We start from the raw sequence: 24,071 nt of genomic DNA on the forward strand, positions 1-24,071 counted from the left end.
GCATTAGCCTAGGACGTTGAGGGCTTGCCACGGCGCAGGGAGGGCCACCCCGTTGAGCCGGATGTTGCCGAAGGTGATGTTGCCCACGATGGTGGCGGTGGGACCGCCAAACGTGCCGCTCTGCAAGGCCATGGCATCGGCGTCGCTCTCGCGGCGGACTATGTTGTTGGCAACGGCTAGGCGCGGCGCCTGCAAAATCACCGGCGTTACGCCCGCGGCGGCAAGCCGCCGACACTGATTGCCCGTGAAGACGCAGCCTGACAATCCTTCGCCTCCCGCAAGCACGACGACCAGCGGCAGCTGACTGCGGGCCCGCGCGTCGGTGATCACGTTGCCGTCGATGCGAATCTGAGCGTCGCCCCTGCGCCCAAGGATCGAAACGCCCCGGGCTGTGAGAGAGAGAAGCCGATCCCCGACCGCCATGAAGGCCGGGAAGCGGTTGACGCCCGTCGCAGGTCCGCCTGGGACCAGTCCTCCTTCGACTCCTAGCCGCGCGTCGAGGGCGATTCCGCTCCAACTCATCGGGTCGTTCTCAGCGGCCGACGCGACGCCGATCAGGCGGTTGGCCGAGATATCGGCGGTCTGCAGCGGACCGTGCAGGCGAATGGCGTAGAGCTCCCTCGCACCCGCCGTAGGCCCGATATCGGTGATGGCGTTGTGGGAGATGTCGAGCAGCATCGCTCCGTGCACCTCGAGGCCAGCCACATACTCGGCTGCCTCGACCGCCTGTCCGATGCGATTGATGCTGTTGCCGATCACCTTGCCGTCCACCACGGAGGACAGCGATACCCCGATGACGCGCCTGTCACGGGCGCCATCGCCGATATGCTCCACGATGTTGTTGTCAAACGCGAGGGAGCCGATTTGCGCCTCGGGCACCATGCGCACGCCGCCTGTCGCGCAGTCGCGGATCAGGTTCTGCTTGATGACGAGCGTCGCCTGTGTCGCCTCGATGCTGATGCCGAACCCGAACACGCGGCCCATGCGGTTTCCAACGATGTGGCTGTCGGGCTGGAGCTTGGGCATGAAGCCTTCCGTCAGGCGCACACAACACGCCGTTTCTGGCCCCTCCTGGCCGCCCAGCCGCGAGATCTCGTTGTCTTTAAGAAGAAGGTTGGGCACGCCGCTGATGACGCCGCTGGCCACCGCGCCCAAGAGGATTGTGTTGCTCTCGATGGCGACGCCGCCTGGACCCCAGGCTTCGTTCCGGCCAAGTTGGTCGCTGGTGATCTCGCCGTCATCCGTTTCGATCGCGCTTGTACCCGTGACGACGATACCGGCCTCGAACGCGTCGATGGCGTTCAACACGATGCGCGTGACCGCCAGGTGGATGACTAGGCCTTCGAGCGCGACGCCCCGGTTACCCATCAGCCTGTTGTCCTGGATCAGCACGTCGTGCAGGGCACAGTAACGCAGGCCCTCCTCTCGCTCCGGGTCTGCCAGCGTGCCGATGGCACTCGGCGCGAAGAGCAGGTTGTCGGCGATCTTGAGCCGGTTGTGGGTGCCGTCGATGGCGACGCCAAAGCCACGTCCTCCCTCGCGAGCCAGCAGCAAGGCGATGCTGCGCTGCAATTTGACTTGCTCGCAGGTCCGCAACAGGAAGGCGGCGGGCACCTCTCCGGCGTTTGTCACATCGGTCAGCACGAACACGCCCAGATCGAGGATCTCGATGTGCTCGGACTCGACCACCCTCACGGCCGCGCCGCGTCCCGCATAGACGAGGAAGGTGGCCGAGCCGTGGCCCTTCAGGCGAATGGACTCGCGGTCCTCGATCACCACCGGCGTGTCGCCGAGTATGAAAGTCCCAGGGCCGAGGCAGATGGTGCCGCCGGTCTCCGGCAGCTGGGCGACGGCCTGCTGGATGGTGAAGGTCCCGGCAGTGTGTTCCTCGGCGCTGACGCAGACCATGCAGGCGCAGTCGTCGCCGAACTCCGGCGGCCAAAAGGTGCGGCAGTCCACGACCGCCGTCGGGAACGTCACCATGGCCAATCGGGCGTAGTGGTGATGCACGCCGAGCGGTGCTGCCCGGTCGAGAATCTCGATCTGAGCGCCGGCCGTGCGGGCGGCGAAGCACCAATGGTCCAGAGCCTTCGCCTGACCTCCGGCGGGTTCAAGGTCGAACCGGACCGTGATTCCCGCTTCGAGCACCACGACCTGCCCGGCGGGCGGAACGGGAATCGATCCGTCGGATCCGGCAGCGTCGAGATCGACCCAGAGCGTACCGTCGTCGAGCCGGACCTCGCCGTGCTGATCCCAGCGGATCACACGACTGTGGCGGCTGGCGGTCGTGTCGGCACCGCCGCCGGGGATCAGATCGGCACTGAGCGGTGAATCGAGCCGAAGTTCGCTGGCATCCTCGTCCACCTCGACGCGGCGCAGGTCGCCGGCGAAGCCGGCGAATTCGCGACGATCATCGGTGACCTCGACCCAGTCGCCTGTGCGGAAGCGCAGGATGGAATCGCGTCCGATGCGGCGCACCTGAAGCCGGTTGCCATCGGCGATGGCCTCGATCGTGGCGCCCACCGAGGCGTTGTCGCGCGACCATTTGAACCGGACATCGCCAAGAGCGCCTCCGACGTGCAGCTCGACGCGGTAGAGCTGGTTCTCAAGGCCGCGATAGCCGCCGCCAGGAGGCAGCAGGCAGGGCTCGTCTGGATCATCGAATTCGATCGTCGCGGTTGTCAGGCGTGCGGCCGATGGGGCGACGAGCGCGTCCCAGGCGGCGAGATCCGCGCCGCAGGTGGCGTCGGCGCCTACATCGGCGAGGACGCGCACCTGCCAGACGGTCTGGGTGCGCGTCGCGGTGTCGATGCCATTCAGCGCAGGCTCCAGCAGGCGCCGATCCTTCAAGGGCGTGACCTCGCGGTTCCAGACGTCGAGATACACGAGATGCGGGCCGACCGTCGATGGCAGGGCGGGGGCAGCCGGCAGGTAGGGCTGCGCCATATAGTCGATGAAGTCGCCGGGCTCGCGGGAGATCGTCTCGTCCAGCACGCCCTCGGCCCGTCCGCCGCTGTCGAGGCGGCTGCGGTCGAAGATCGGCGAGTTGTCCGGCCCGATCAGGCCGTGGTTCTCCGCCACGAGTCCATCTACATACATCCGGCCACGCCCGATGGTCAGCTGCGGCCCGGCCGCCGGTACGATCTGGAAGCCTGTCGGCGTCTCCTTGGGCACCGCCGCACGGCCGATGATGTCCACGGTCTCCGCGCGCAGCCGACGCTCAACGATGGCGACGAACTCGTTCCAGTCGGCGTCCAGGGTTGGGTGGCCCTGCTGCATGAGGACACCCGCGAAGTCGCGCAGGGCGTCGAAGCTATTGCGGCTATAATCCCCGCCCATTTTATGCCGCTCCTGTTAGGTCTCGTGGAATGCGCCGGCTTCAAGTGAGAAGCGGAGATATTCCTCCAGACGGATTCGCAGGTTGGTCTCGCGCTGAGGTGCGTGGGCTAGGTGAAAAGCGCCCATTTCCGACTCGTCGGCGGCGCCGGTGCGGATCTCCCGCACGGTGCTGGTCCTGAGCTGGACATAGGCAGGACGGCCAAAGCGGCGCGAGACGAAACCGGGGACCACGCGGCGGGCTTCCCTGACGGCGATGGCGTTGCGTTCAGGCGCAGGAACCGGCGCGCCGAGGGTCGCCGCCCGCACCGCGATTGCCTCGTCGATGGCGAGCTGTGGCTGGCAGCGGAAACGACGGGGCGTGATCGAGCCGCGTGGCACGAATGAGAACCGCATGCAGCCCGCCTGCCGGCGCTCAGCTCTCACGGCGGGCGCGACGTCGCCCGGCGCGGGGCGCGCGACGAGGAGGCTGTTGGAGACGAGGTCGAAGCGCTCGGCGGCGACCTTGCCGAACACCGAGACCTGGAGCAGCGTCAGCGGCCCGCCGAAATCCACGCCGTCGGGCGCGGCATAGGCGACGCTCTCGGCGCTGTCGAGCGGCTCCACTGCGGCGGCGTCGAGAATTGTGTCTTCCAGCTTGGCCATCGCGTCCCGGGTGACGAGAACCGGCCCTGTGATGCAGGAGGCCACAGCGAGGTCGAGGCTGGGGCGATTGATGACAATCGAGGGCTCGCCCGGCTGGCTCGGATCCCCGGCCGCATTGAGCTCGCGGCCGGGGACGAGGGTGCAGTGGCGCAAGGTCAGCCGTCGCAACGCATTGCCGCCGCCGTCCGGCACGACGATGCCGCCGTGGGAGATCAGAAGGCCGTCGAGGGCGACGCTGGAATCGTCGCCGCCCCGCACCGTCAGATCGACAGGCAGGCGCAAGTGCGGGAAGCACTCGTCCGCCGCTCGCAGTTCCACCACCGCGCCGGGGCCGATATCGATGGCGAGCGCTTCCTCGTAGCGGCCATTGTCGAGGATCTCGACGATGCCTCCCATTGCCGGCAGGGCGTCGAGGGCGGACTGGATCGTCGGGTGGGCCACGCTCGGAACACGCAGGAGCGGATGGGTGGCGTCCGGCACCGAGAACCCGCCTGCGCGGGCATATTCACCGCCGCCGATCTCGGCGCTGAAGCCCAGGTGGTAGGTCACCGAGACGTCGCCGGTGCGGTCCGGGGGCAGGGCGATGCGGCCGAGGACGGGGTCGATCGCCACGCGGTCGCCGTTGGCCGCGGGCACGTTCGCCCAACCGCCCGCATCATCCGAAAGGTTGCACGATTCCACCTCGTCGGCGCCGACTTCCACGTCGTCGATGAACAGGACAAGGCTTTGCAGGTCGCCCAAGGCGCCGCCGCTGATCTGCGGTCCGTAGATCGCCCGCGGCGGGGCTCCGCCGTCCTCGCCCGTGAGATCCGCATGCAGCACGCGTCTGCTGATCGAGCCAGGCACGTTGAGCGGGCCCGCAAGCTGTGTGATGCGCGTCTCCGATTTCGGCGAGGTGAACAGCGGCAGCGGCGCACCGAGTGGACTGAAGAGGCGGCGGCGGTCGTCGAGACGCGTGGCGGGCGCGGGGATCCGGCGGCCGCGCGGCTGGGCCTGGAGACGCCACAGATGCACGCCCACATTGGGCAGGTTGTAGCGCCCGTCGGCGCGCTCGATGGAGCGGACGTCGACCGTGCGGCTGAACGGATCGAAGGCGGTGCCGAGCGCTTCCAGGCCGCGCCAGTCGCGCAGGTCCGGCGCGAAATGGTGATGGGGCCGGATATGGTTCATCCGCTGAGTCGTGGCGACGACGAGGAAGTACTCGACCACGCGGGCCGGCCAGCCGGTGACGTCGCGGGCGAGCTGCTCCAGAACCGATGCCGTGCCCAGGCGGCGGCGGTAGCCGATGGTGTTGGCGACTTCGGCCTTCGGGCTGGAGATGTCGGCTGTCGCGCCGTGCAGCGGCCGGTAGCCGATCAGCCCGCCGATATAGGGCGCGACCCAGTCGGCGCAGGTCTCGATGAACTGATCGTCGTAGAGCTGCTCGATGTTTTCCTCGACCACCGCCGCCTGCTCGGCGATCACGCCGAGGAGCTCGCGCAAGGGGAATCCTTCCTCGGCGTCCCGGATCCGATAGATCGACGGCAACAGCGCATAGAGGCTCTCTGCTGACATCCTCATGTCATCACCTGCAGATCGATGGGTGCGGGATCGAGGGCGAGAATCTCGGCAGCCAGCAGGTCGCCGGAGGGCGTGAGCAGCGCCGGCTGGGCCCGCAGCCGCCCGTGCACGATCGGCTCGGAATCGGGCGGGACCGTGCGGTAGAGCTTGTTCAGGTCCACTGCCGCGACGCCTTCAACTGCGTGGATCGTGGCGAAAATCTCGCTGGAGGTCACCAGGGGCGCGAAGCCGCGACGTTGCAGGCTGTAGGCGTCGCGTAGCGCAGCCTCGACGTCGGCAAGGACCACCTCCTCGAGATGGTCCGGCGTGACGAGCACCGTCAGGTCGATCTTGAACGTCGCCAGGCGATAGGAGGCGACCGTGCTGCGGACGAATGGGTCGCCGAGCGTCCGCAGGGCGTGGACGAGGTTGTCGAACAGGTCGCCGGTCGACGGGTCCACCGCCGCGCCGTCCGGGCCGGCGATAGTGACCAGGATGCGGCGGGCCTCGCCGTCCCAGGCCCAATCCGCCTTGGCCTTGGAGATCCCCGCGAAGCCCCTGGCGAAGTCTTCATAGTTGCGCAGCGACACCACGCGCCCGAGCGTCTGGGTCGAGATCGGCGCGTTCTCGCGGGCTCCGGCCTCCGTTTCGGGATCCTCGCCCCCTGCGGCGGCCAGGGGGTTGAACACCTCGCGCAGGCCGAGCGGCCTATCGAGGGCCGTCGTCAGTGCTCCCGCCTTCACCGAGCCGGCGCGGCCAATTCCCTTGCGGTAGGTGGCGACGATGTTGTTGCGGCCGGAGGCGGGCCGGGCACCCGACGCGCCGTCGCCGAACTGCACGACGGTCGCGCCCTCGTCGGTCGTCCGGGTTTCGAACACCCGTTCCCCGGCGGTGCGGCCGTAGAGCGTCGGCGCTTCGTGCCAGAGAACGTCGTTGACGCGGACCTCCAGCGTCGAGGCCGCGCCGGTCTTGTTGGCGGCGGATACATGGGTCAACGGCGCCTGCTTGAGCTGGAAGGTCTGGAAGGCGCGGGCGGAATCCCCGTCGCCGACGATCTCCTGGGTGGTCTCGCCATGGGTCGCCGCGGTGACGTTGGCGTGGATCAGCGCGGTGGCGAGGTCGTAGGCGCGCACGAGCGGATCGTCGAGGTTCAGCTTGGAATGGGTGTCGTCGGCGAGCGAGACCGAATTCAGGACGGCGGTTTCGGCCACGACGGGCGTCGTGACCTCGGCCTCGACGAACCGGAAGCTGGCGAGCGGCGCCGTCACTCCACCTTCGAACCCGCCCGGGGCCCGCAGCCGCCATTCGTAGCTCGACGAACCGGGCGAGACCTGCCGCGGCGCGGCGATGAGCGTGACGCGCTCTCCGACCTCCACGGCATGGGTCTCGCCGCCCTCGGTAAGTTCGATCCCTTCCGCGGCAACCAGCGCCTGCGCCAGCCTGCCGCGTACCACCAGGCGTCGGCCTTCGATCAGGCCGTCAACGAGGACGCCCAGTACCAGAGCGTCGCCCATCACCGGCTCGACGAAGGGCGTTTCGGCGAAGGCGAGTTCCTCGCTTTTTCCGTATACCGAGACGCTGCGATAGGCCGCCTCGAATGTGTCGAGGTTCTCCGCACTGTCGAAGGTCAGCCGCGTGGCGCGGCCGCTGACCGCATAGTTGGCGACTCCGTCGTCCACGGCGGATGCGACGACATACAGCTCGACATAGCTGGGACTAGTCAGCGCCACGAGCGATCCGGCCACCCAGCCGTCCTGGATCCCGTCCAGCGCGACCCCGCTATCGTCGATCGTGAAGGTCCAGTCCGACCCATCCACCAACTTGTAGAGGCCCCGCGTTTCCTTCGCGAGGACATTGGGATGCGGCGCATTCCAGCCGAACAGCGAAGCCCGCGAGCGGAAGGCAAAGATCCGGTGGCCGGTCTGGGCAGGCAGCGCGGGCGGATCGACTGAGCCCAGCGCATGGGTGAAGGAGATCCGGGTACGATCCGCATCGGGATCGGCGATGACGGCGGTCAGCTTGCGGACGTCCCATCGCTCAGATCCGGGGTCATCCGTCAGCCGCTGGGACCCGACGATGACGATCGCATCGCCGACCTTCAAGTTCGTGGTGACGCCCTGCAGCCAGCAGCCGACATCGCCATTCTGCGGCGCCTCGAATCGGCTCTTGCGAGGGACGAGCGCGTCCCAGGCGACCCGTGCGTTCAGGTCCTCGATCGTCTCGAAGGTCTGCGCGGTCTCGCCAGGGCCGGGGATGCTCTGCACGCGGGTGCGGGACGGGATGGCGACCTCGTCGACCGCAACTGACGGGGCGGGGAGCTTGCCTCTCACCGCGTTGCCGATCTGGCCCGGCGGGTCATCGAGCAGGAAGACCAGGTCCGTCCCGGCCGCAACGCCGGGGCGCAGGCGGTAGCCGATCAGGCGCCCGAGCTCAACCATCGAGCGCCCCTCGAGAGCGGTTCCGAGGAACGCCTCGTTGGCGTTGCGCTCCTGGTAGAAGCTCAGCACCTCGCAGACGCAGGACCAGGCGTCGATGAGGGCGATGGAGAAGTCGTCCGTTTCACGGCTCTTCAAGCGCCGCAGGGCGACATTTTCCGCCGAGGATAGCCGAGCGAGCTGACTCGCGCGGAAGTCGGCATAGGTCCCTGGCCGATAGGCGATCTCGATGAGGCCGGGACGATTCTCCAGCCGCAGGGGCGTGACGACGTCAAGACCCTTGCAGCAGCCGCAGGTATCCTGATCCTGGACATCGCGGTCGGGCAGGCCGGCGAGCAGCGGAGGAAGACCGTTCATTTCCCGCCCCCCATCGTTACGGTGAGCTTGCCCCGTTCGGGGAAGTTCGGATCGTTGGCGAGCCGCGGGATCTCGAGCCGCCCGATCGGCAGCACACCGCTCTCGAGCGGCGCCGGATCGGGCTGGCCCTGGCGGCGGAAGACAACCGGCGTGACGCTCTCCACCCCGTCTATGGCCTGCACCTGGGCGACGATCGCGCTCAGATAGACGTCCTGGTCGAAGGTCAGCCTGTCGGGATGAAAGACGCCGAGCTCGCCGTCGGGCAGCACCCCGTCGTCCAGCACCTGCAGCACCGCGCCCTTAACCTCGCTCCGGAAGTAGCCGGGCTTGGCGCATACCAGCAGCTCGATCTCCAGCGAGACGTAATGCGGCGCGTCGATCTCGAGGTCGTAGCCGGCCATGCGGAACGGTTCGAGGAAGGCCAGCAGCTCGACTTCGAACTCCTCGGTGATCGGTCTCGCGCCGAAACGGTCGACCGTCACGAAGACAGTGTGCCCATGCCCGTTCCAGCGAAAAGTCGCTGCGGCGCGCTGAACGCCGGGATGGCGCAGCGCGATTGCCGCGTAATCCTCCGGCGTCACGGCGCGTTCCTGGACGCGGAAAGCCTGCGGGGCCGCGACGCGCGCCTGCGCCACCGATTCCGGCTCCCGGCCCCCTCGCGCGGGCATGGGATTGCGTACGCCCACGATCTCACCGAGGCCCGTGACCACATGGGCGAGGGAATCCGCGCCGATATTGCCGACCGGGCCGTTGCCGACGCGATAGCCCGCCTCGAAGGCCGTGCCAGACGCCGGCCTCTTGCCGTGGCGGTCGTCGCCGTAGCGGAGACGGGCGCGGCCATCCGCCTCCACCTCGACGACGAAGTGGGCGGCGGCGGCATCGCTGTTCAGGAGCTCGCGGCGCGCGATCCAGCGCTCGCCGCCGCCTCCGGGAAGCGTGCTGTCGAGCGCGATCTGCGGCCGCACGGCGCTTAACGCCTGGACCAGCACGGCGGAGGCCGGAATTTCGGGCGCGGGCGGATCATCGGCCTGGGTGAGCGGCCCCTCGGCCAGCATCGGCGCGAAGCGCGGCGGAACCGCCTCCCGCTCGGCGGGCATGCAGCGGCCGCTATTGGCGGCGAGAAAGAGATGCGGCTCCGGCACGGTCCCGATAGCGACGCCGGTCCGCGTCAGGCCGTGATCGGCGAGCACGATGTTGCCCAGGGCGCGGCTCACCGGTCCGACGATCCGTTCGCCGAATTCGCGGCCGGTGCGCGCGCTCAGGCACAGGGCGAAGGGCAGGGCATCCTCCTCGGCCCAACGGATCTCGGTGATAGGCGTGGGCGGATTGGTCAGCGGATCCTCAAGCCCGGCGGCCACTTGCACCAGGCGGACGGCGCACCGCTTGTGCAGATCGGCGTCGGCGGTGCGGCCGGTATGGGGGCCGAGGATCTCCTCGAAAACCAGGACATCGCCGACCGCGAGATCGGGGAAGTCGCCGTTAAGGGTGGCGCGCGTGGCGCCCTTGGGGAGGCAGCATTCCCCTTCGCCCCATTCGTGGAAGAACATCTCATTGTGAAGCGCAAAGAGTTGCTTGTCCTCGCATGGTTCGAACACCAGGGGCCGCTGCAGGAGCAGGCGCTCGAACAGCGGGTCGGCGGCCGGCGGAGGCACGATAGGCTCGGCGCCCGCGACCTTGGTCAGGAACTTGGTTTCGGCGCGTGCAAGCGGAACCGGATCGGCGCCCCCGACCCGCACCTGCACCCAGGCGCGCGCATTGGCGCCGTCATGCATGGCGTAGTCGACCAGCCGGGCATGACGCCGTACGGAGGTGCGGCGGCGCGCGGTTCCGAGATAGGCCTCGGTGGCGACCGCGTCCTGGGCGTAGGACAGCCGGTCGCCGACATAGGCCAGGACCTCGACGAGGGCGATGCCGAGATCGGCGGCGTTGCGCTCGCTCCATTGCGGCAGGGTCTGGGCCATGCGGTCGAGCATCAGGCGGCGGAAGCTTGTGTAATCCTTGGCGAGATAGCTGATCTGCGGCGTCTCCTCCGCGGGCTCCGGGCACAGGTCATTCGGCGCGCAATCGTAATCGCTCGGGCATTCCACCTTGAACGAGAAGTCCACCCGCGCCAGCAGCGGATCGATGTTGGCCGGAGGTACGATGGCGCCCGCCGCCGCGACCAGATGCAGGGTGTAGGTGGAGTAGTCGCCGCTCGAACTTGTGCGGAGCGCGATCACCTCCTCCGGGTCCGGAAGCGCGACGAGGAAGGACTGCTCCAGAGGAGTCGTGACGAGCGGGTTGGGAGCGTTGGCGCGGGTCGCCCACTCGATCCTGACATCGGCGATGCGCTCGCCCCCGGTGATCTCGAAGCTCTCGACGGTGAGCGCGGGCGCGGCCTTGACGAACCGGACCAGCAGGGTTCGCTGGCGCGGGGATCCCAGCGGCACGGCGTCGGCGTCCAGCACCTCGATATAGTCGATGCCGTTCAGGACGGGATGCTCGCGGACCCTCCGCCGCCGTCTTTCGTCGCAGCAGTGATAGATCATGGACCGGCCTCCTGCTGAAACGAAGCCGTTGCCGGTTCGCCGGTGGCAAGAACCACGTAGTCAATGCGGATGATGAGCTGCGCCTCCACAGCCTCCACCGTCACGTCGACGACGGAGAGATGGCTCGAGAGCCATTGCTGCAGCGCGCCACGGATCAGGAATTCGGCGGTGGCGGCGACCTCCGGCGATGCGCTGGCGAAGACGAGCTGCATGACGCCGGAGCCGAAATCCGGACGGTTCACGCGCTCCCCCGGCTGGGTGAACAGCACCTGCTCGATCAGGTCACGGACGTGATCGTCGGTTCCGGTCTCCGCCGTCCGCTCGCGCCCGTCGAAGTGGAAGGGATAATCCAGCTGCATCATCAGCTCCCGATCACGCGCGGCTGCACGACGAGGTTGAGCGTCGGAGTGCCGGTGGGCGCGCAGACCGCCATGCTGTCCTGCAGCAGCACGGGGACACCTCCGGCGAACACCCGCGCGGCGGAGGTGACGTATTGCGCGGTCACGCAGGGCCCGTTGCCGCTTGGCGTCACGAAGGGACATCCGGCGATCACATAGGGGCTGGCGAGCGTCACCACCGGCTGGCCGGAGACCGTCACGCGCGGGAAGGGCGCGGTGGGAGTCGCCGTGCCCCCATGCGAGCACAGGACGGTGGCGCCGAGATGCAGCACGGGTCCTGGCATGGGCGTTCGCCTCCTCAGATGACGCTCAGCGCGCCGTTGTTGACGGTGACGGCAGGGCCGACCATGACGATCGACGCGCCCTTGCCGTTTTGGATGTAGATTCCGGTATCGTTGACGATCAGCGTTGCGCCCGTGGCGCTCTTCATGACGATCCCGCCGAGCGGACCGGGCACGTCGTTGACCGAGAGCCCGTTCTGCAGCGGCGTCTGGAAGGTGATGCCGGTGATCACGGGCGGGACGGTGAGCGCGAGCGCCGGGACCTCGGCCGCCGATCCGTAGAAGCAGCCGGTCCAGATCGGGTAATCGGGATCGCCCTTCTCGAACTCGATCCAGACGCCCGAGCCGATCAGCGGCACCGTGTACATGCCGGTCTGAATGCCGGCCACCGGCAAACAGGGCATCGCCCAGCTCGTCAGCATCACGTTGGAGACGTCCGGCACGATGGCTTGGATGCGGGCGGTCATCATCGGGTCGATGTTGTTGACGACCGTGCCGCGGTACTTGCCGTAGAATTTGGTTCTCTCCGTCATACTGTCACATGCTCCGAAGTGGGGAGAAGACCGCTGCGCTTCAGGGCGAAGTCCTGCTTGAAGCTGCCGCGCGTCAGGTTGCTCGTCACGCGTTCGACGAAGTGCACGCCGTCGAAGGCGATGCCGGCGCCGCGCACACCGACCGTACCGCCGGGTTTCAGCAGCCGGCCGTAGCGCATCACGTCCAGGGTTCCCTGGCCCTGGACGGCCTGCGAGTGCTTGGCCGAGTGGGCGAAGCCGCGCACCAGCGCCCCGATCGGCGACAGGTGGGCGGTGTCCTTCAGCAGCGTGACCTTCGGCGGCAGGGGCGGGACGAGGCCCAATGGCGGCATGAACGGGATCTGGCCCGGGATCGGGATCGGTATGGGCGCCTTGGTCAGCTGGTTGTGGATGAAGACGACGGGGATCTCGGTGCCGTCCTTATCGAAACGGAAGCTGAGGCTCTCCACGTTGTCTGCGTGGCCGCTGTCGATGGTCAGCGCCGGTTGCGGCGCGCCGAGGCTGATCTGCGGCCCCCAATAAGCGAAGGAGAGTCCCGGCGCCGGACCGGGCTCCATCTTGAAGATGTAACCCGCCTCCTCGGCGAGGGTCCGGACGTATTCGAGATCAGAGCCGGACTGCCGCGGAATCCTCTCTGTCGGGATCGGCGGTTCGTCGAGGGACGGGATCACCTTCGGGATCAGCCCGAGGAAGGCGTATTTGGCGACGATCAGCGCCACCCGCGCAAATGGCGGCATGGCCGGGTAGGGCAGCCCGTCGAAGGGCAGGATGTCCATCGCGGCCGACATGTCCTTGCCCTGGATGGTCAGGGTCGCGGATCTGCCGCCGGAACCGGGAGCGATCTGGGTCTGGGTCGCGACCCCGTCGATCAGGGTCTCGGAACGGCCCGAGAGCGTGGCGATCAGCAGCACGCGGAAGAACGGGATCGCCGCGCCGCCGGAGAGCATGAAGAGAGTGATCAGCGGCGAGTTCTTCTCGATCTGAAAGGTCAGCTCGAAGCCACTTTGAGTGTCGCTCGACTCAGCGGTGACCTTGACGCTCTGCAGCGCGTCGAGCACGCCGCGCGGCGCCGTGAGCGGTACGCCGGGTCCCATCATCAGGGAAAGGGTGAGGCCCTTGATCACAGGTTGTCTTCCTTCGGCGGCGGAACGTCGATCGGCAGGGTAAGGCGGACGCGGCAATCCTCGGCTTCCAGTTCCTGCGGCCAGACCGCGCCGTTGGCGTCGCACAAGGCCCAGAATTGCTGCGGATCGCCGATCAGCCGGGCCGAGGTCTGGTCGAGCCGCTCGCCCGCAACGACGCGATGGACCGAGAGCGTGGCGAACCGCGCGGGATCCGGGCAGAAGCGCAGCGTCAGATAGGCGACGGGCGCGCCGTCGGGACCGGGTCTCGTCCGCACTGCCGAGCCTTGATAGCGGCTCCCGGGAGGAAAGTCGGTCTTGGGCAGCAGGCCCGCGCCGAAGAGGGTCTCTACGAGGTTGTTGCTCATGGCAGGCTCCCGACGCCGAAGGTAGCCAGGGATGCAGCCGGAGCCCGTTGGGCGAGCTGCTCCTTGGCGATGAGGTAGGCCATGAAGAGGCCGCCGCCGCGGTGGGCGAAGCCGAGATCGTCCACGGAAAGCGCGCGCAGGCTCAGGCTGACATTGGCGAGGATCGGATTGAGGTTGGGATCGAACGCCTCCTCGGTGATCGAGATCTGCGTGATCCGCACGGGAACGATGCGGTGGCGGCTCCAGATGAAGAGGGCGAGCGGCGTCTCGATCGGCGCAATTTCGAGCGTCCCGGCATTCGCCAGCGCGTCCTGCTTCCGGAGCTGGGCGCTCGTCGGATAAACGAGAGTTTCCATGGCGGCAATCTGCGGGAAGAGTCCGGCCTCGACCGCCGCGGCATTGGCGTCGGGAAACTCCAACTGGTCGGTCGCATCGAGGACCGCCTCCAGGGTGAAGGTCTCGACGGCGGGGCCCTTCAGCCTGAGCGCCTGGCTCCGGTCGGACTCCTCCCCGGACGACTGGACCTGCAGGCTGCGGGTGAGCTTCTCGGAATTGTACTGAAGGCTGATGATGCGCACGATCGCCCCGCTCTCTGGGTCGATCAGCACCAGCCCGGCCTTGGCGAGCCTTGGGGAGCGGGAGAAGCCAGTCATGGGACACGCTCCGCTTTGGTCATGGGACAAGCTCCGCTTTCTTTTGCGGCGCGTCAGCGGGCGGAGCGTTGCCAGCCACCGGGAACGCGGTTCCGGGTACCAGCTTGGCGGGATCGGCCACGAAGGAGCCGACGCCGGGCACATCGTGGTCAAACCTGATCGTGCTTGTTATCCTGTAGAAAGGCTGGCAGTGCGGCACGCCCTTCACGGTGATGTCCCGCACCTCCTCCACCGTGGCCGGCACGTCGGTGATCTCGGCGATCTGGCGATTGTTGACGAAGCCCGCCAGTCCGATTGTCACCGCCTGTCCCGCCACATGGTCGGGCTTGCTACCGGTCGCCCTGTACTTCGTGCCCGCGACCGTTCCCCCGGCGGGCGGGATCTTGGTCTTCGCCTGATCGAAGGGCACCCGGCGGATGCCGCCGCCCGTTCCGGAGCCGGTCCCACCCTTACCCGGACCGTGGCCGCCGCCGCTGCCGCCAAGTCCGCTGAGCTGGCTGATGGCGTCGTCGATGTTCGGCACGCCCGAGCCCTTGCCCGCCTTGAGGTTCACCACCGCGTTTTGGATGTCCTCCATGGTGACCTCGCCGCTCTCGATCTTGTCGAGGAGGCCGCCCAGTATCTTTACGTCGGCGATCGTCATCTCGCGGTCGGTCGTCATTCCCGCCGCCTCGAGAACCTTGATCATTTCCCGGATCTTCGCCTCGCCATACTTGTCGAGGAGCTTGTTCATCTCGCGCTGGGCCGGCGTGATGACTTTGTCGTCGCACTCGAGGTCCGTGGCCGTCATTCCGGTGCGCACGGTGACGGGCGGGAATGCCTTGTCGAGAGTTTCTCCGGTGACCGGCAGAAGTCCCGCGATCTTCTTGACCTGCTCAAGGATGAAGCCGCTGATCTGGCCGGGAAGGTTCGTGAAGATGTCGAACTTCGTCAGCATCGGCTTGATGAAGTTCAAGACGAACCAGCAGCTCGAGATCACCTTGGCGGCGAGCTCCTCGACGACGGCCTGGAGAAGGAGCTTCAGGCATCCGAGGCCCGGCGGGGTGACGCACTGGATGATGCGCAGGCCCCAGCGCACGGCGCTGACCAGCCGCATGATGTCGCTGATGGACTTCTGCACGTCCGACAGGGTCTCGAAGATCTTCTCGTAGGGCTCCGTGAGCGCCCTGACGTTCTCGACCTCGGCGTCGACCTTGGCCTGCACGCCCGCGACCATGGTCTCGAAATCCTCCTTCGCCTCGGCGATCGTGTTGAGCCGGTCCTCGCCCACCAGATCCTCGACGATCACCGTCGCGGCATGCTTCATCGAACGCTTCAGTTCTGCTGAGATCCGATCGACCAGGATCTTGAAGAACGTCGTGGCGACCCTGAAGACGCCTGAGACGATCGCCTTGCCGATCGATCCGCCCGAACTCGGCTCCTTGGCGGTGAACGCGCCGCGCGCCCGATCGAACCGCTCCTTGGCCTTTTCGTAGAGATTGGCGATCTTGACGAAGACGCCGCCCATCGCCACGCGCAGACGTCCGATCAGCGACCCCCAGCGCGCCCAGAGCTGCAGCTTCTTGATCCCGCCCGTGGCGGCCGCGGGCAGGGACGGGAGCTGCGCCAGATCGGCGGGCAGTTCCTCCGCCGGCACGCGGGACTTGAGGTCCTTCACGCCTTCGAAGACCCGAAGCGCCTTTGCCTCCTCGCTCTGCGGCGTCTGGACGCCAAGCTTGCCCACGGGGCCGACGGCGTCGCTGCCGAGCAGCGGCACGGCATGGGTTTCCTGCCAGGTCTTGAACTCGCCGGGCCATTTGTCCTTGTCGAAGGTCTCCTTGCGCTGGATCCTCGCCGGTGCCGGGCGAGGTGGTGTCGGTGTCCGGCGTGGCGGCGCACCGGGCAGGGCCTTCTTGGCGCCCGGCGTCTCGACGGGAGGAGCCCTGACCTGCCTGACGAGTTCGTTGAGGCGCGTGAGCGCCTTGGTGACCCGCTCCGAGGTTCCGCCCTTTCTGAGCCTGGCGGGAATCTTCTCTGGGATCCATTCATACTGCCAGATCCCGGCCTCCTTGGCCTTGTAGACCGCCAGGTGCCCCCTCAAATCCGCAATCGCGATATCTTCCTTTCGGTTGTCGTAGAGCCGGAGTGGTAGCTTCGTGGCGTCCTTGGACCTGATGTTGCGGACCTTGGGGATCCTGAGCTTCGTGATCTTGTCGGTCGTCGGCGACCAGGTGGTATTGAGCGGATCGGCCTGGTCCGGGTGCTGCCGAATGAACTCGTTCAGTCTGTCCTTGGTATCCCTGATCCCGCTTTCGTAGTTGCTGATCTGGATCGTGCCGCCAAGGAAGTTCTCCAGCGAGGGCGGCGGTTTCAGGTCGCCGAGGAGGATGCGCTTCGGCGCCTTGTCGAGACGGCAGACCTTCACGCCCGGCTTGTCGTCGCAAGCCGTATCGCCCTCCTCCACGCCGCGGGGAGCACCCAGAGCCTTGTGCTCGAAGTTCTTGCCGCCCTTGAGCAGCCTCGAGATGCCTTTCGTGCTCCTGACCCTCGGATTGGCGAAGGAGCTGAGATATTCGGGCGTGTCGCCGATCATGATGACGGCCGGCGTGGTGGGAGCCTTGCGGGATTTTCCCTGGTCGTCGACATCCATGTAGAGGTCGGCCCGCCCGGCATTGTCCGACAGGCCGACGCTCATCGCTCCCGGGATCTTCACCTCGGTGAACAGATTGGGATTGATCTCGCCCAACTCCTCCAGGATCTCCGCATGGACCAGGTCGCCGCTCGGCACCCGCTCCGGTACAAAACTGTCCTCGACCGACCGCTGCACCGTCGGCGGCGCCTCCGAGGCCGGAGCGGCGGGCTGCTGCGCTTCGGGGGGCAGCAGGCGCATGGCGCCGCGCGCCTGCTGCACAGTGTGCGTCAGCTCGTGCGCGAGGAGATGACGCCCGCGCTTCGAGCCGGGGTCGTAGTAGCCCTCCCCGAAATAGACGTGGCTGCCGAGGGTGAAGGCCTGCGCATGGATGGAGCGCGCAAGCTCCGCCGACCGCGCGCCGGTATGGACGCGGACATGACCGAGATCGACGCCGAAGCGGGATTCCATGTCGGACCGAACGTCCTCGGCGAGGGGCCTGCCGCCTATATGCTCGGCCTCAAGCCGGGCCTGGAAGGCAGGGCCAGTATCGGCTTCATCCGCGTCCGGCATTCGCCGGGGCTGAATGGTTTTGGTTTCGTCGTCGCTCTCCTCGCCTGCGGCCTCCGTCTCGATTCCCGCGTCGTCGCTCAGGCCGGGCAGGGTTTCCTCGTCCTCCCCGGGAGATTCCTGGCGTTGGACCAGCGGGAGGATTTTCCGGTGCAGGGCTGGGGCCGCCGCCGTGACATCATCCTTAGTTCCTAAGAAAGGCCCGGGGCCCGGCAGGCTGACAACCTCGTCGGCGATCCGGTCGGCTTCCTGCTCGTAGACGTCGCCGGGTGCGCTGAGCTGCAGCTTCGGCTGCAGGCCGGAGCTTCCGAACCGCTTTTCGTGTTCGCAATTCGAGCAGGTGCCGGTCAGGCCGGCCGAGCCGCCGCAGGCGCAGGCCCGCTGCAGCAGCCGCGAAGGGGCCGGAATCGGGGCGGGCGGGGCCGCCTGTCTGGCTGCCAGCGCGCTCATGGCTTTGCCGCGGGAGGTGGCGCGACGGCCTTGGGGAAGGCTTTGGCGAAGAAGGTGTGAGTCTTCGGGCGGATCGCTTTCAGCAGCGCCTCATCGAGGATGTAGATCGAGAAGTTCTCGGCGAAGGCTTCCATCAGGTTCGTCGCCGCGTAGTCCGTAACGCCTCCTGCGAGCGTCATGATCGCGGGCTTCATGGGCTTCTGCGTTCCGCTCGGGTCGGCCTCGTTCTCCTTGGCGGCCTGCTCGTTCTCGGCTTCGATCTTACGGTTCGTCTTGCGGGCGTCCTTGACCGCTTTCACGCCGTCGGCCTCGAGCGCCTTGCCGAAATCGGTCAGCAACTGTTCGCTCGGGTTCGAATTTCCCAATTCATCGCCGGCGACGGATTTCGCCTTCGCCATGGCGGCGTTCTGGGCGTCGATGTCCCTCTGCGCCGCGGCGATTGCATCCTTGAGGCGCTTCTCCTCGGCGAGGCGGGCAGGGCTTTTCTCGCTCGACAGATCGCCCAGAGGATCGACGCTGTTGATGTCGATCGGCGGGTGCTTCAGCTGCGTTTCGAGCTTCCTCTTGGTCTCCTCGGCCTTGCCTAGGGCGCGCTGGGCGGCGAAGAGCGGACGCCGGTCGATGGCGTGACCGAGTTCGTGGACGATGCTGTACTGGGGCTGCGTCCCCTTGCCGATGCGGTATGGCGAGGCGGTGAACATGTCGCCGTAGACGCGGACCGTATCCTTGTCCTCCTGGTAGTCGCCGGCTCGGCCGTCCGGTCCCTTCGTCCCGCCCATGAACGAGAACGTGACGCCGTCCACCTTGGCGCGGATCGGATCGGGAAGCAGACGGACGGCATCGACAGTCTGCTGGCCGCGATCGTTGCCGAACGAGCTGTCGATCTTGATCTTGACGCTGCCGACGGTAACGTCGCCGGTCGCCGTCTGAGATGGGGCCTGACTCGCCGGTGCCTGGGTCGGGCCGGCCGCACCGGCAGCCGCCGTTGCAGGCGCGAGGACATGGATTTTCTCGACGAGGATCTTGGTATCCCGGCCGTCGACGTAGTGAATGAACCGGAAGATCGCGTGCTCTCCGCCTTGCGGGCGCAGGTCGAGCGCGAGGTTGAGGATCGTGCCCGGGGGGAGGGGCCACATGGTCGGGTCAGTGTTGGTTTTCTTCGCCGGTTCGGTCGCGGTGGCGGGCGTCGTATCAACCTCCGACATGTGCTCAAGGTGATGGGCGATGCCTCTGAGGCCGGCCTGCTGGTTGGCGTCGGTGATTTCGTTGCTGAATTCCATCCTGGCGCGCGGCGCCGCTCTCGCTCCGGATTTTGGGTTGAAGTAGTTCGCGATCCACCCGTCGACATCCGATTGCGGCGGCGCCAGACGGGAGACACGCAGCTTCGTGCGCGTCGCGTCCGGAATGTCGGTCAGGGTCTTGCGATGGAGGCGTTCATAGGCGGCCGGCTGCAGCGTATGGGTGAGCTCATGCGCCAGCAGATGCCGCCCGCGTTGGGTCTGCGGCGCATACTCGCCGGGAGCGAAGAAAATGTCGTTGCCGATCGTGAAGGCCCTGGCATCAATCTGGCGCGACAGCGCTTCGGAGGACGGCCCGTGATGCACGCGCACTCCGCCGAGGCCGCGTCCGAACCTTGGCTCGAAGAAACCGCGCTCGCCCTTGGAGAGCGGGGCGCCCGGCTCTTTTGCGAGGCGCAGCGCCGGGGCGGCGGAGAGGGGCCGGATCGAGGCGGCCTTGCGCAGCGCGCCGAGTCCGCGGGGAGCGAACGGAGGTGCCGGCAACGGCCTTCCGGTCGAGATCATGTCCGCAACCTGCTCCGCCTCGCGCTCGGGCGCGCAGACGGGGACGCCGAAGGCCGACCTCAAGGCCGGCTCCGGGCTTCTGGGCCGTCGTTGCAGCGCCGCCCGTCTCATGAGCCGCTCCTGACGATGCGGCCGCCGATGTGCCGTCCGAGGGCCGCGGGATCGGACGGCTTCGCCATGCGCCCGCCGTCGAGTTCGGCCGTCGAACCGAGACCGCGAAGCCCGCCGGAATCGACCGCCGCGCCGAGCGACTCGGCGATGCCGGTCTTAAGGCTCCGCTCGAACGCCGCGGCGTCCATGCGTCCGACGCCGTCCAGGACCAGTCGATCGATGCGGAGATAAATCTTGCGCGTCATGCGAGCCCTCCGAACTCGGCATTGGTGATCGGCTTGTCGAGCTTGGCGTATTCGCGCCGCGCCGCGGCTGCGAGGTGGTTCACGCCAACGGGATCGCCCGCCTCCGCCGCCAGGAAAGCCGCGTTGATGGCGATCGTGCGGATCGTGCCTCCCGCCACCGGCAGGCGCGCCATCCGCGAAGGGTCGCCCTTCAACGGGGTGTCCGCCGGGAAGATCCTGCGCCAGATCTCGGCGCGCATGCCGATGTCCGGGAAGGGGAAGTCGATCACGAACCGCAGACGGCGCATGAAGGCGGAGTCAAGTGAACTCTTCAGGTTGGTGGTGAGGATGGCGAGCCCGCGATAGGCCTCCATCCTCTGCAGCAGGTAGCTGACCTCGACATTGGCGTAGCGGTCATGGCTGTCCTTCACTTCCGAGCGCTTCCCGAACAGGGCATCGGCCTCGTCGAACAAGAGGATCGCGCCGCTTTGCTCGGCGGCCTCGAAGATGCGGCGAAGATTCTTCTCCGTCTCGCCGATATATTTCGACACCACCTGGCTGAGATCGACCCGGTAGAGGTCGAGGCGCAGATCGTTGGCCAGGACCTCCGCCGCCATGGTCTTGCCGGTGCCGCTCGATCCCGCGAATAGCGCGGTGACCCCGAGCCCGCGTCCGCCTCGTTCCGCCCAGCCCCAGCGGCCATGCACCTGATGGGCGCGGCGCACATGGACCGCGATGTCGGCGAGCTGCGCCAGCCGGTCGGGCGGCAGGACGATGTCATCCCAACCCACCTTGGCCTCGATGCGCTCGGCGAGATCGTCAAGCCGCCGCCGGGCTTGCGCCCTCGCTGCGTCCCATAGCCGGACGAACAGGTCGCCTTCCCTCGAGCTGGCCGTTTCGGCAGCGAGGTCGGCGACGGCCCGAACGCCTGCGCCGTCGAGGGTGAATTGTTCCGCGAGCTGATCCAGGCCCTCGCCCAGCATCTGAGCGCGGCCGCCCAGGGTCCGTCGCCAGAGGTCGCGCCGCTCGGCGACGGCGGGCGGCGACGTATCGGCCCGCAGACGGCGATTCCGCGTCAGGGACAGGGGATCGCGTCCCGCCACGATCGTCGGGCCGAGCAGCAGATCGATGAAGGCGGCGGCGGACCGGTCCTCCTCTTCCGCGCCGTCCCCGGTGACGAGCAGCACGCCGTCCATGAGCGCCATCTCCCGGTCGCAGAGACGTGCCAGCGCCAGACGCTCGTAGGCAGCGCGCGGGATGTCGGACCGCGAGAGCTGGAACAGCCGCTGCCCGCGGGGGGCGCACAGGGCCGCGGCGACCGCGCGCTTGGCGTCATCCCCCGGTCCGCAGATCTGCAGCACCGGCCAGCCGGCAGCCGGCGCGCAGGTCCACAGGGGAGAGAGCTGCTCCAGGAGTTCGGCCTCGCCCGCAGACAGGTCGGGCGGTTCCGGCGCCGGGGCCACCAGACCGTCGAGACGCGGGTCCAGGTAGTCGATGCCGAGCAGGTGGTTGAGGATGCGCTCGTCGAGCTTGAGACCACGATCGCGCAACGGGCCAGCGCCCTCCAGCTCGATCATCCGCCAGCGCCGCAGGGGCGATTGCGGACAGATCGCGGTCCACACCTCCTCGCCGCCCAGTTGGAGGGCGAGGGCCACATTCGGCCGCCGACCCTGCAGGCTCTGGGAGTTGAGCTCCTGCGCAACGGCGAGCAGCAGGAGGATGGTATCGACGCGGTTGAGGTCGAAGAGCCCTGCGAGGCTGTCGAGACGGGCGGGCGGCTCGAGTTCGGCGCCCGGCTCGTCCGGACGCTCCGTGCCGGAAAGGGCGGCGGCGAGAGCCTCGAGCCTCAAATCCAGGCGGCGCCGGTTTGCCGCGGCCCAGTCCTGATGCGGCATGTGATTCATGGCGTCACCACCAGCTGGGTCGGATCGAAGCGCGGCGGCTTGGCGGCCGGATCGATGAGAAGGCTGTCGATGCCGGAGACCCGCAGCCGAACCGGCAGGGTCGCCCCGGAGGGCATGGCGGCATAGACCGCCTCCACTTCATCCGCGTCGTCGTCCAGGGCCGGAAGGGGCTGCTCCTGCTGACCGGCGAGGATCGAAACGGATTGGATGCTCCGGATGCGCGGTTCGCATGCCACGGTGATCCGCACGCCTCCGGCATCCGGTGCCGCTGTCGGCGACGCGCGGGGCGCCAGCGTCACCGGTAGGCGGTTCGTCACTCGCTCGACCGGGCCATTACGCAGCGTCACATCGGCGAGGTAATGGCCGATCCGCCATGCGCCCGGATCGGCTCCCGTCCCGGCGAGCGGCGAGGCCGGATCGAGCGGCGCGCCCTGCGGCAGCTCCACCTGCAACCGGTCGGGCGCAGGAGCGGCGGTCGGGACGAGCTCGATCACGGCGCCGCTCTCCACTTCGGTGAACCGCACGCGCGGCTCGCCGCGGTCCAGATGGTGCCCGCGAAAGGTCAGCGTGTCGCCGAGTCGGATCGCTGGCCGTTCGCCCGGCAGTGAGAGCCGGGTCAGGATGGGCGCGGTCGGCGCGAGTTCCGGCCGAACGATGACGCCGGCGTCGTGGTTCGTGACCGGGTCGACCGCCCCTCGCGACAGCACCGGCAAGGGCGTGCGCTTTGGCGCCTCGCGCTCAATCAGCACTACGGAGACCATGTACCCCACGGTGGTGCGATAGTGGGTCTGCATGGCGGTCCAGAGCTTGGACATGTCGTCCAGGGACATGTTCTGAGGCGTGATCTTGATGAGCTCGAGCTGATCGGCGAGCCGCGCCGGGTCGGTATCTTGGAACGCCGGCGGCAGGATCGCGCCGTTGACGTTGCCCTCAAGGGCGGCGCGCACCATGTTCCGCGGCAGGATCGCCGTCTCGTGGAACATCTCCATGGCATAGCCGAGCAGGATCTCGGCCTGAAGCTCCTGGGTGGAGTAGGCCGTCAGCAGGTAGTGCAGGTCCAGTGCGAGCCGTGCACGGTTCGTGATCTGGCCGCGGGCGTCTCGGGTAGGCAGGTCGGTGTTGGTGAGCGCCGGGTTCGGCGTGATCCGGTGCAGGAACAGGTTCAGCTGACTGGGCCGGTTCTCGCCCAGCTGCTCCAGCACGCGGTCCGGAGGCAGGGCGGTGACGATCACGTCCGCGCCGATGCCACCGCTGACGTCGCCATTCACCATGGTGTCATTCAAAAGGTCCATGAGGAGCCGCGTGACGGAGGCGATGGCGAGGGCGTTGCTCATCGGCGACGCCCCTTGGCGAGATAGTCCTCCAGGGACATGAGCCGGGGCCCCGGCCTCGGGATGGGAGCGGGGCGCTGTCGCTCCGGCCCGCCGCGCACCTCGATGCGGCCGATGGAAATATGGAGCGCGGTCTGGTCGCGACTCACGCTCTCGGCCCGCAGCTCGACAGGTGGGGCGGACCCGCGCGTCGCGAAGAATTCCGGCAGCAGCGGGCGATAGGCCTGGGTCTCTGTGACGGGCTTTGCCCCGACCGGCGCATCGGCCACCCCGGGAGCGAGAGGCTTATTTGGCGTCCATGCGGGCCGGGCGGGAGCGGCGAGGGACGTCCCGATCTCCTCGCCGGGCCGAGCACGTTGCCTAGGAGGTGACGGAATCCCGGGGCGCGGCCCCGAAAGAGGTCCCGCCGTTGCGAGCGTGGTTGCAAGTGTGGTCGCGCGCGGCTCCTGCCCGGCGTCGGGTATGGCGCTCGCAGGATAGATCATCGGCGGGACGGGAGCGCTTCCGGGCGACTCGCCCTGCGCCACGGCAACCACCACGGAAGGCGTTACGGGGGTTGCCGGAAGCGCGGATGCGACGGCGTCCACGCCTTCGTCCATGGCGGCACCGGGCGCCCCACGCTCGAACAGCCCGCCAATGCGGGGCCGTACCGGGCCTGCGACCCCGATGGCGCGCAGCGCAAGGCGGGCGAGGACGCTCACGTCACCCTCGCGAGTTCGAGATAGGCCCGCCGCCGGCTTGCGGGCATCGTCAGCAGCGCCTCTTCCGACCAGCCGAAGCGCTCGGCCAGCGCCGCCACTTCGCTGAGAAGGCGTCGGGCGTCGGCCTCGACCTCAGTCCAGAAATGCGCGCCGATATCGAAGCCGGCCGTCCAGCC

17 protein-coding genes are annotated in these 24,071 nt (G+C 67.9%); all 17 read right to left on the reverse strand.

Annotated elements, in window-relative coordinates:
- Positions 1-3: 3 nt before the first annotated feature.
- Positions 4-3,339: a DUF6519 domain-containing protein gene (locus tag MA07_RS30070; RefSeq protein ID WP_036349712.1), complete on the reverse strand. Its 3,336-nt coding sequence runs from the start codon at positions 3,337-3,339 to the stop codon at positions 4-6.
- A gap of 15 nt (positions 3,340-3,354) precedes the next feature.
- Entirely contained in the window at positions 3,355-5,541 is a 2,187-nt protein-coding gene (locus MA07_RS09205; protein ID WP_036349714.1) for a hypothetical protein, read from the reverse strand.
- Positions 5,538-8,312 carry a baseplate J/gp47 family protein gene (locus tag MA07_RS09210; RefSeq protein WP_052002990.1) on the reverse strand — a complete coding sequence of 925 codons (2,775 nt, stop codon included), beginning with the start codon at positions 8,310-8,312 and terminating at the stop codon, positions 5,538-5,540. The genes MA07_RS09205 and MA07_RS09210 overlap by 4 nt, the downstream gene beginning before the upstream one ends.
- On the reverse strand, positions 8,309-10,840 hold the full coding sequence (locus MA07_RS09215) for a putative baseplate assembly protein (protein WP_036349716.1): 2,532 nt from the start codon (positions 10,838-10,840) through the stop codon (positions 8,309-8,311). Before MA07_RS09215 ends, MA07_RS09210 begins: the two co-directional genes overlap by 4 nt.
- Complete coding sequence (locus MA07_RS09220) at positions 10,837-11,199, reverse strand: GPW/gp25 family protein (RefSeq protein ID WP_036349719.1); 363 nt, start codon at positions 11,197-11,199, stop codon at positions 10,837-10,839. Before MA07_RS09220 ends, MA07_RS09215 begins: the two co-directional genes overlap by 4 nt.
- 2 nt (positions 11,200-11,201) lie before the next feature.
- A complete protein-coding gene (locus MA07_RS09225; protein WP_036349723.1) occupies positions 11,202-11,522 on the reverse strand; it encodes a hypothetical protein in 321 nt (106 codons plus the stop codon).
- Positions 11,523-11,536: 14 nt separating this feature from the next.
- Positions 11,537-12,052 carry a phage baseplate assembly protein V gene (locus tag MA07_RS09230; RefSeq protein WP_036349726.1) on the reverse strand — a complete coding sequence of 172 codons (516 nt, stop codon included), beginning with the start codon at positions 12,050-12,052 and terminating at the stop codon, positions 11,537-11,539.
- Positions 12,049-13,176: a hypothetical protein gene (locus MA07_RS09235; RefSeq protein ID WP_036349729.1), complete on the reverse strand. Its 1,128-nt coding sequence runs from the start codon at positions 13,174-13,176 to the stop codon at positions 12,049-12,051. The genes MA07_RS09230 and MA07_RS09235 overlap by 4 nt, the downstream gene beginning before the upstream one ends.
- Entirely contained in the window at positions 13,173-13,541 is a 369-nt protein-coding gene (locus tag MA07_RS09240) for a hypothetical protein (RefSeq protein ID WP_036349733.1), read from the reverse strand. Before MA07_RS09240 ends, MA07_RS09235 begins: the two co-directional genes overlap by 4 nt.
- Positions 13,538-14,194, reverse strand: coding sequence for a hypothetical protein (locus tag MA07_RS09245; protein WP_036349735.1), 657 nt, complete (start codon positions 14,192-14,194; stop codon positions 13,538-13,540). Before MA07_RS09245 ends, MA07_RS09240 begins: the two co-directional genes overlap by 4 nt.
- A gap of 19 nt (positions 14,195-14,213) precedes the next feature.
- Positions 14,214-17,822 carry a DUF4157 domain-containing protein gene (locus MA07_RS30440; protein ID WP_036349737.1) on the reverse strand — a complete coding sequence of 1,203 codons (3,609 nt, stop codon included), beginning with the start codon at positions 17,820-17,822 and terminating at the stop codon, positions 14,214-14,216.
- On the reverse strand, positions 17,819-19,735 hold the full coding sequence (locus MA07_RS27670; RefSeq protein WP_081928870.1) for a DUF4157 domain-containing protein: 1,917 nt from the start codon (positions 19,733-19,735) through the stop codon (positions 17,819-17,821). The genes MA07_RS30440 and MA07_RS27670 overlap by 4 nt, the downstream gene beginning before the upstream one ends.
- Positions 19,732-19,980 carry a hypothetical protein gene (locus MA07_RS09260; RefSeq protein ID WP_036349740.1) on the reverse strand — a complete coding sequence of 83 codons (249 nt, stop codon included), beginning with the start codon at positions 19,978-19,980 and terminating at the stop codon, positions 19,732-19,734. The genes MA07_RS27670 and MA07_RS09260 overlap by 4 nt, the downstream gene beginning before the upstream one ends.
- Entirely contained in the window at positions 19,977-21,863 is a 1,887-nt protein-coding gene (locus MA07_RS09265; RefSeq protein ID WP_036349743.1) for an ATP-binding protein, read from the reverse strand. Before MA07_RS09265 ends, MA07_RS09260 begins: the two co-directional genes overlap by 4 nt.
- Positions 21,860-23,197, reverse strand: a complete 1,338-nt coding sequence (locus MA07_RS09270; protein ID WP_036349745.1) for a DUF4255 domain-containing protein — start codon at positions 23,195-23,197, stop codon at positions 21,860-21,862. The genes MA07_RS09265 and MA07_RS09270 overlap by 4 nt, the downstream gene beginning before the upstream one ends.
- Entirely contained in the window at positions 23,194-23,895 is a 702-nt protein-coding gene (locus MA07_RS09275; protein ID WP_036349748.1) for a hypothetical protein, read from the reverse strand. Before MA07_RS09275 ends, MA07_RS09270 begins: the two co-directional genes overlap by 4 nt.
- A partial coding sequence (locus tag MA07_RS30075; protein ID WP_036349751.1) for a hypothetical protein occupies positions 23,892-24,071 on the reverse strand: 180 nt, incomplete at its 5' end. The genes MA07_RS09275 and MA07_RS30075, both read right to left, overlap by 4 nt.

The sequence above is a fragment of the Microvirga sp. BSC39 genome (assembly GCF_000739015.1).
Classification (GTDB): domain Bacteria; phylum Pseudomonadota; class Alphaproteobacteria; order Rhizobiales; family Beijerinckiaceae; genus Microvirga.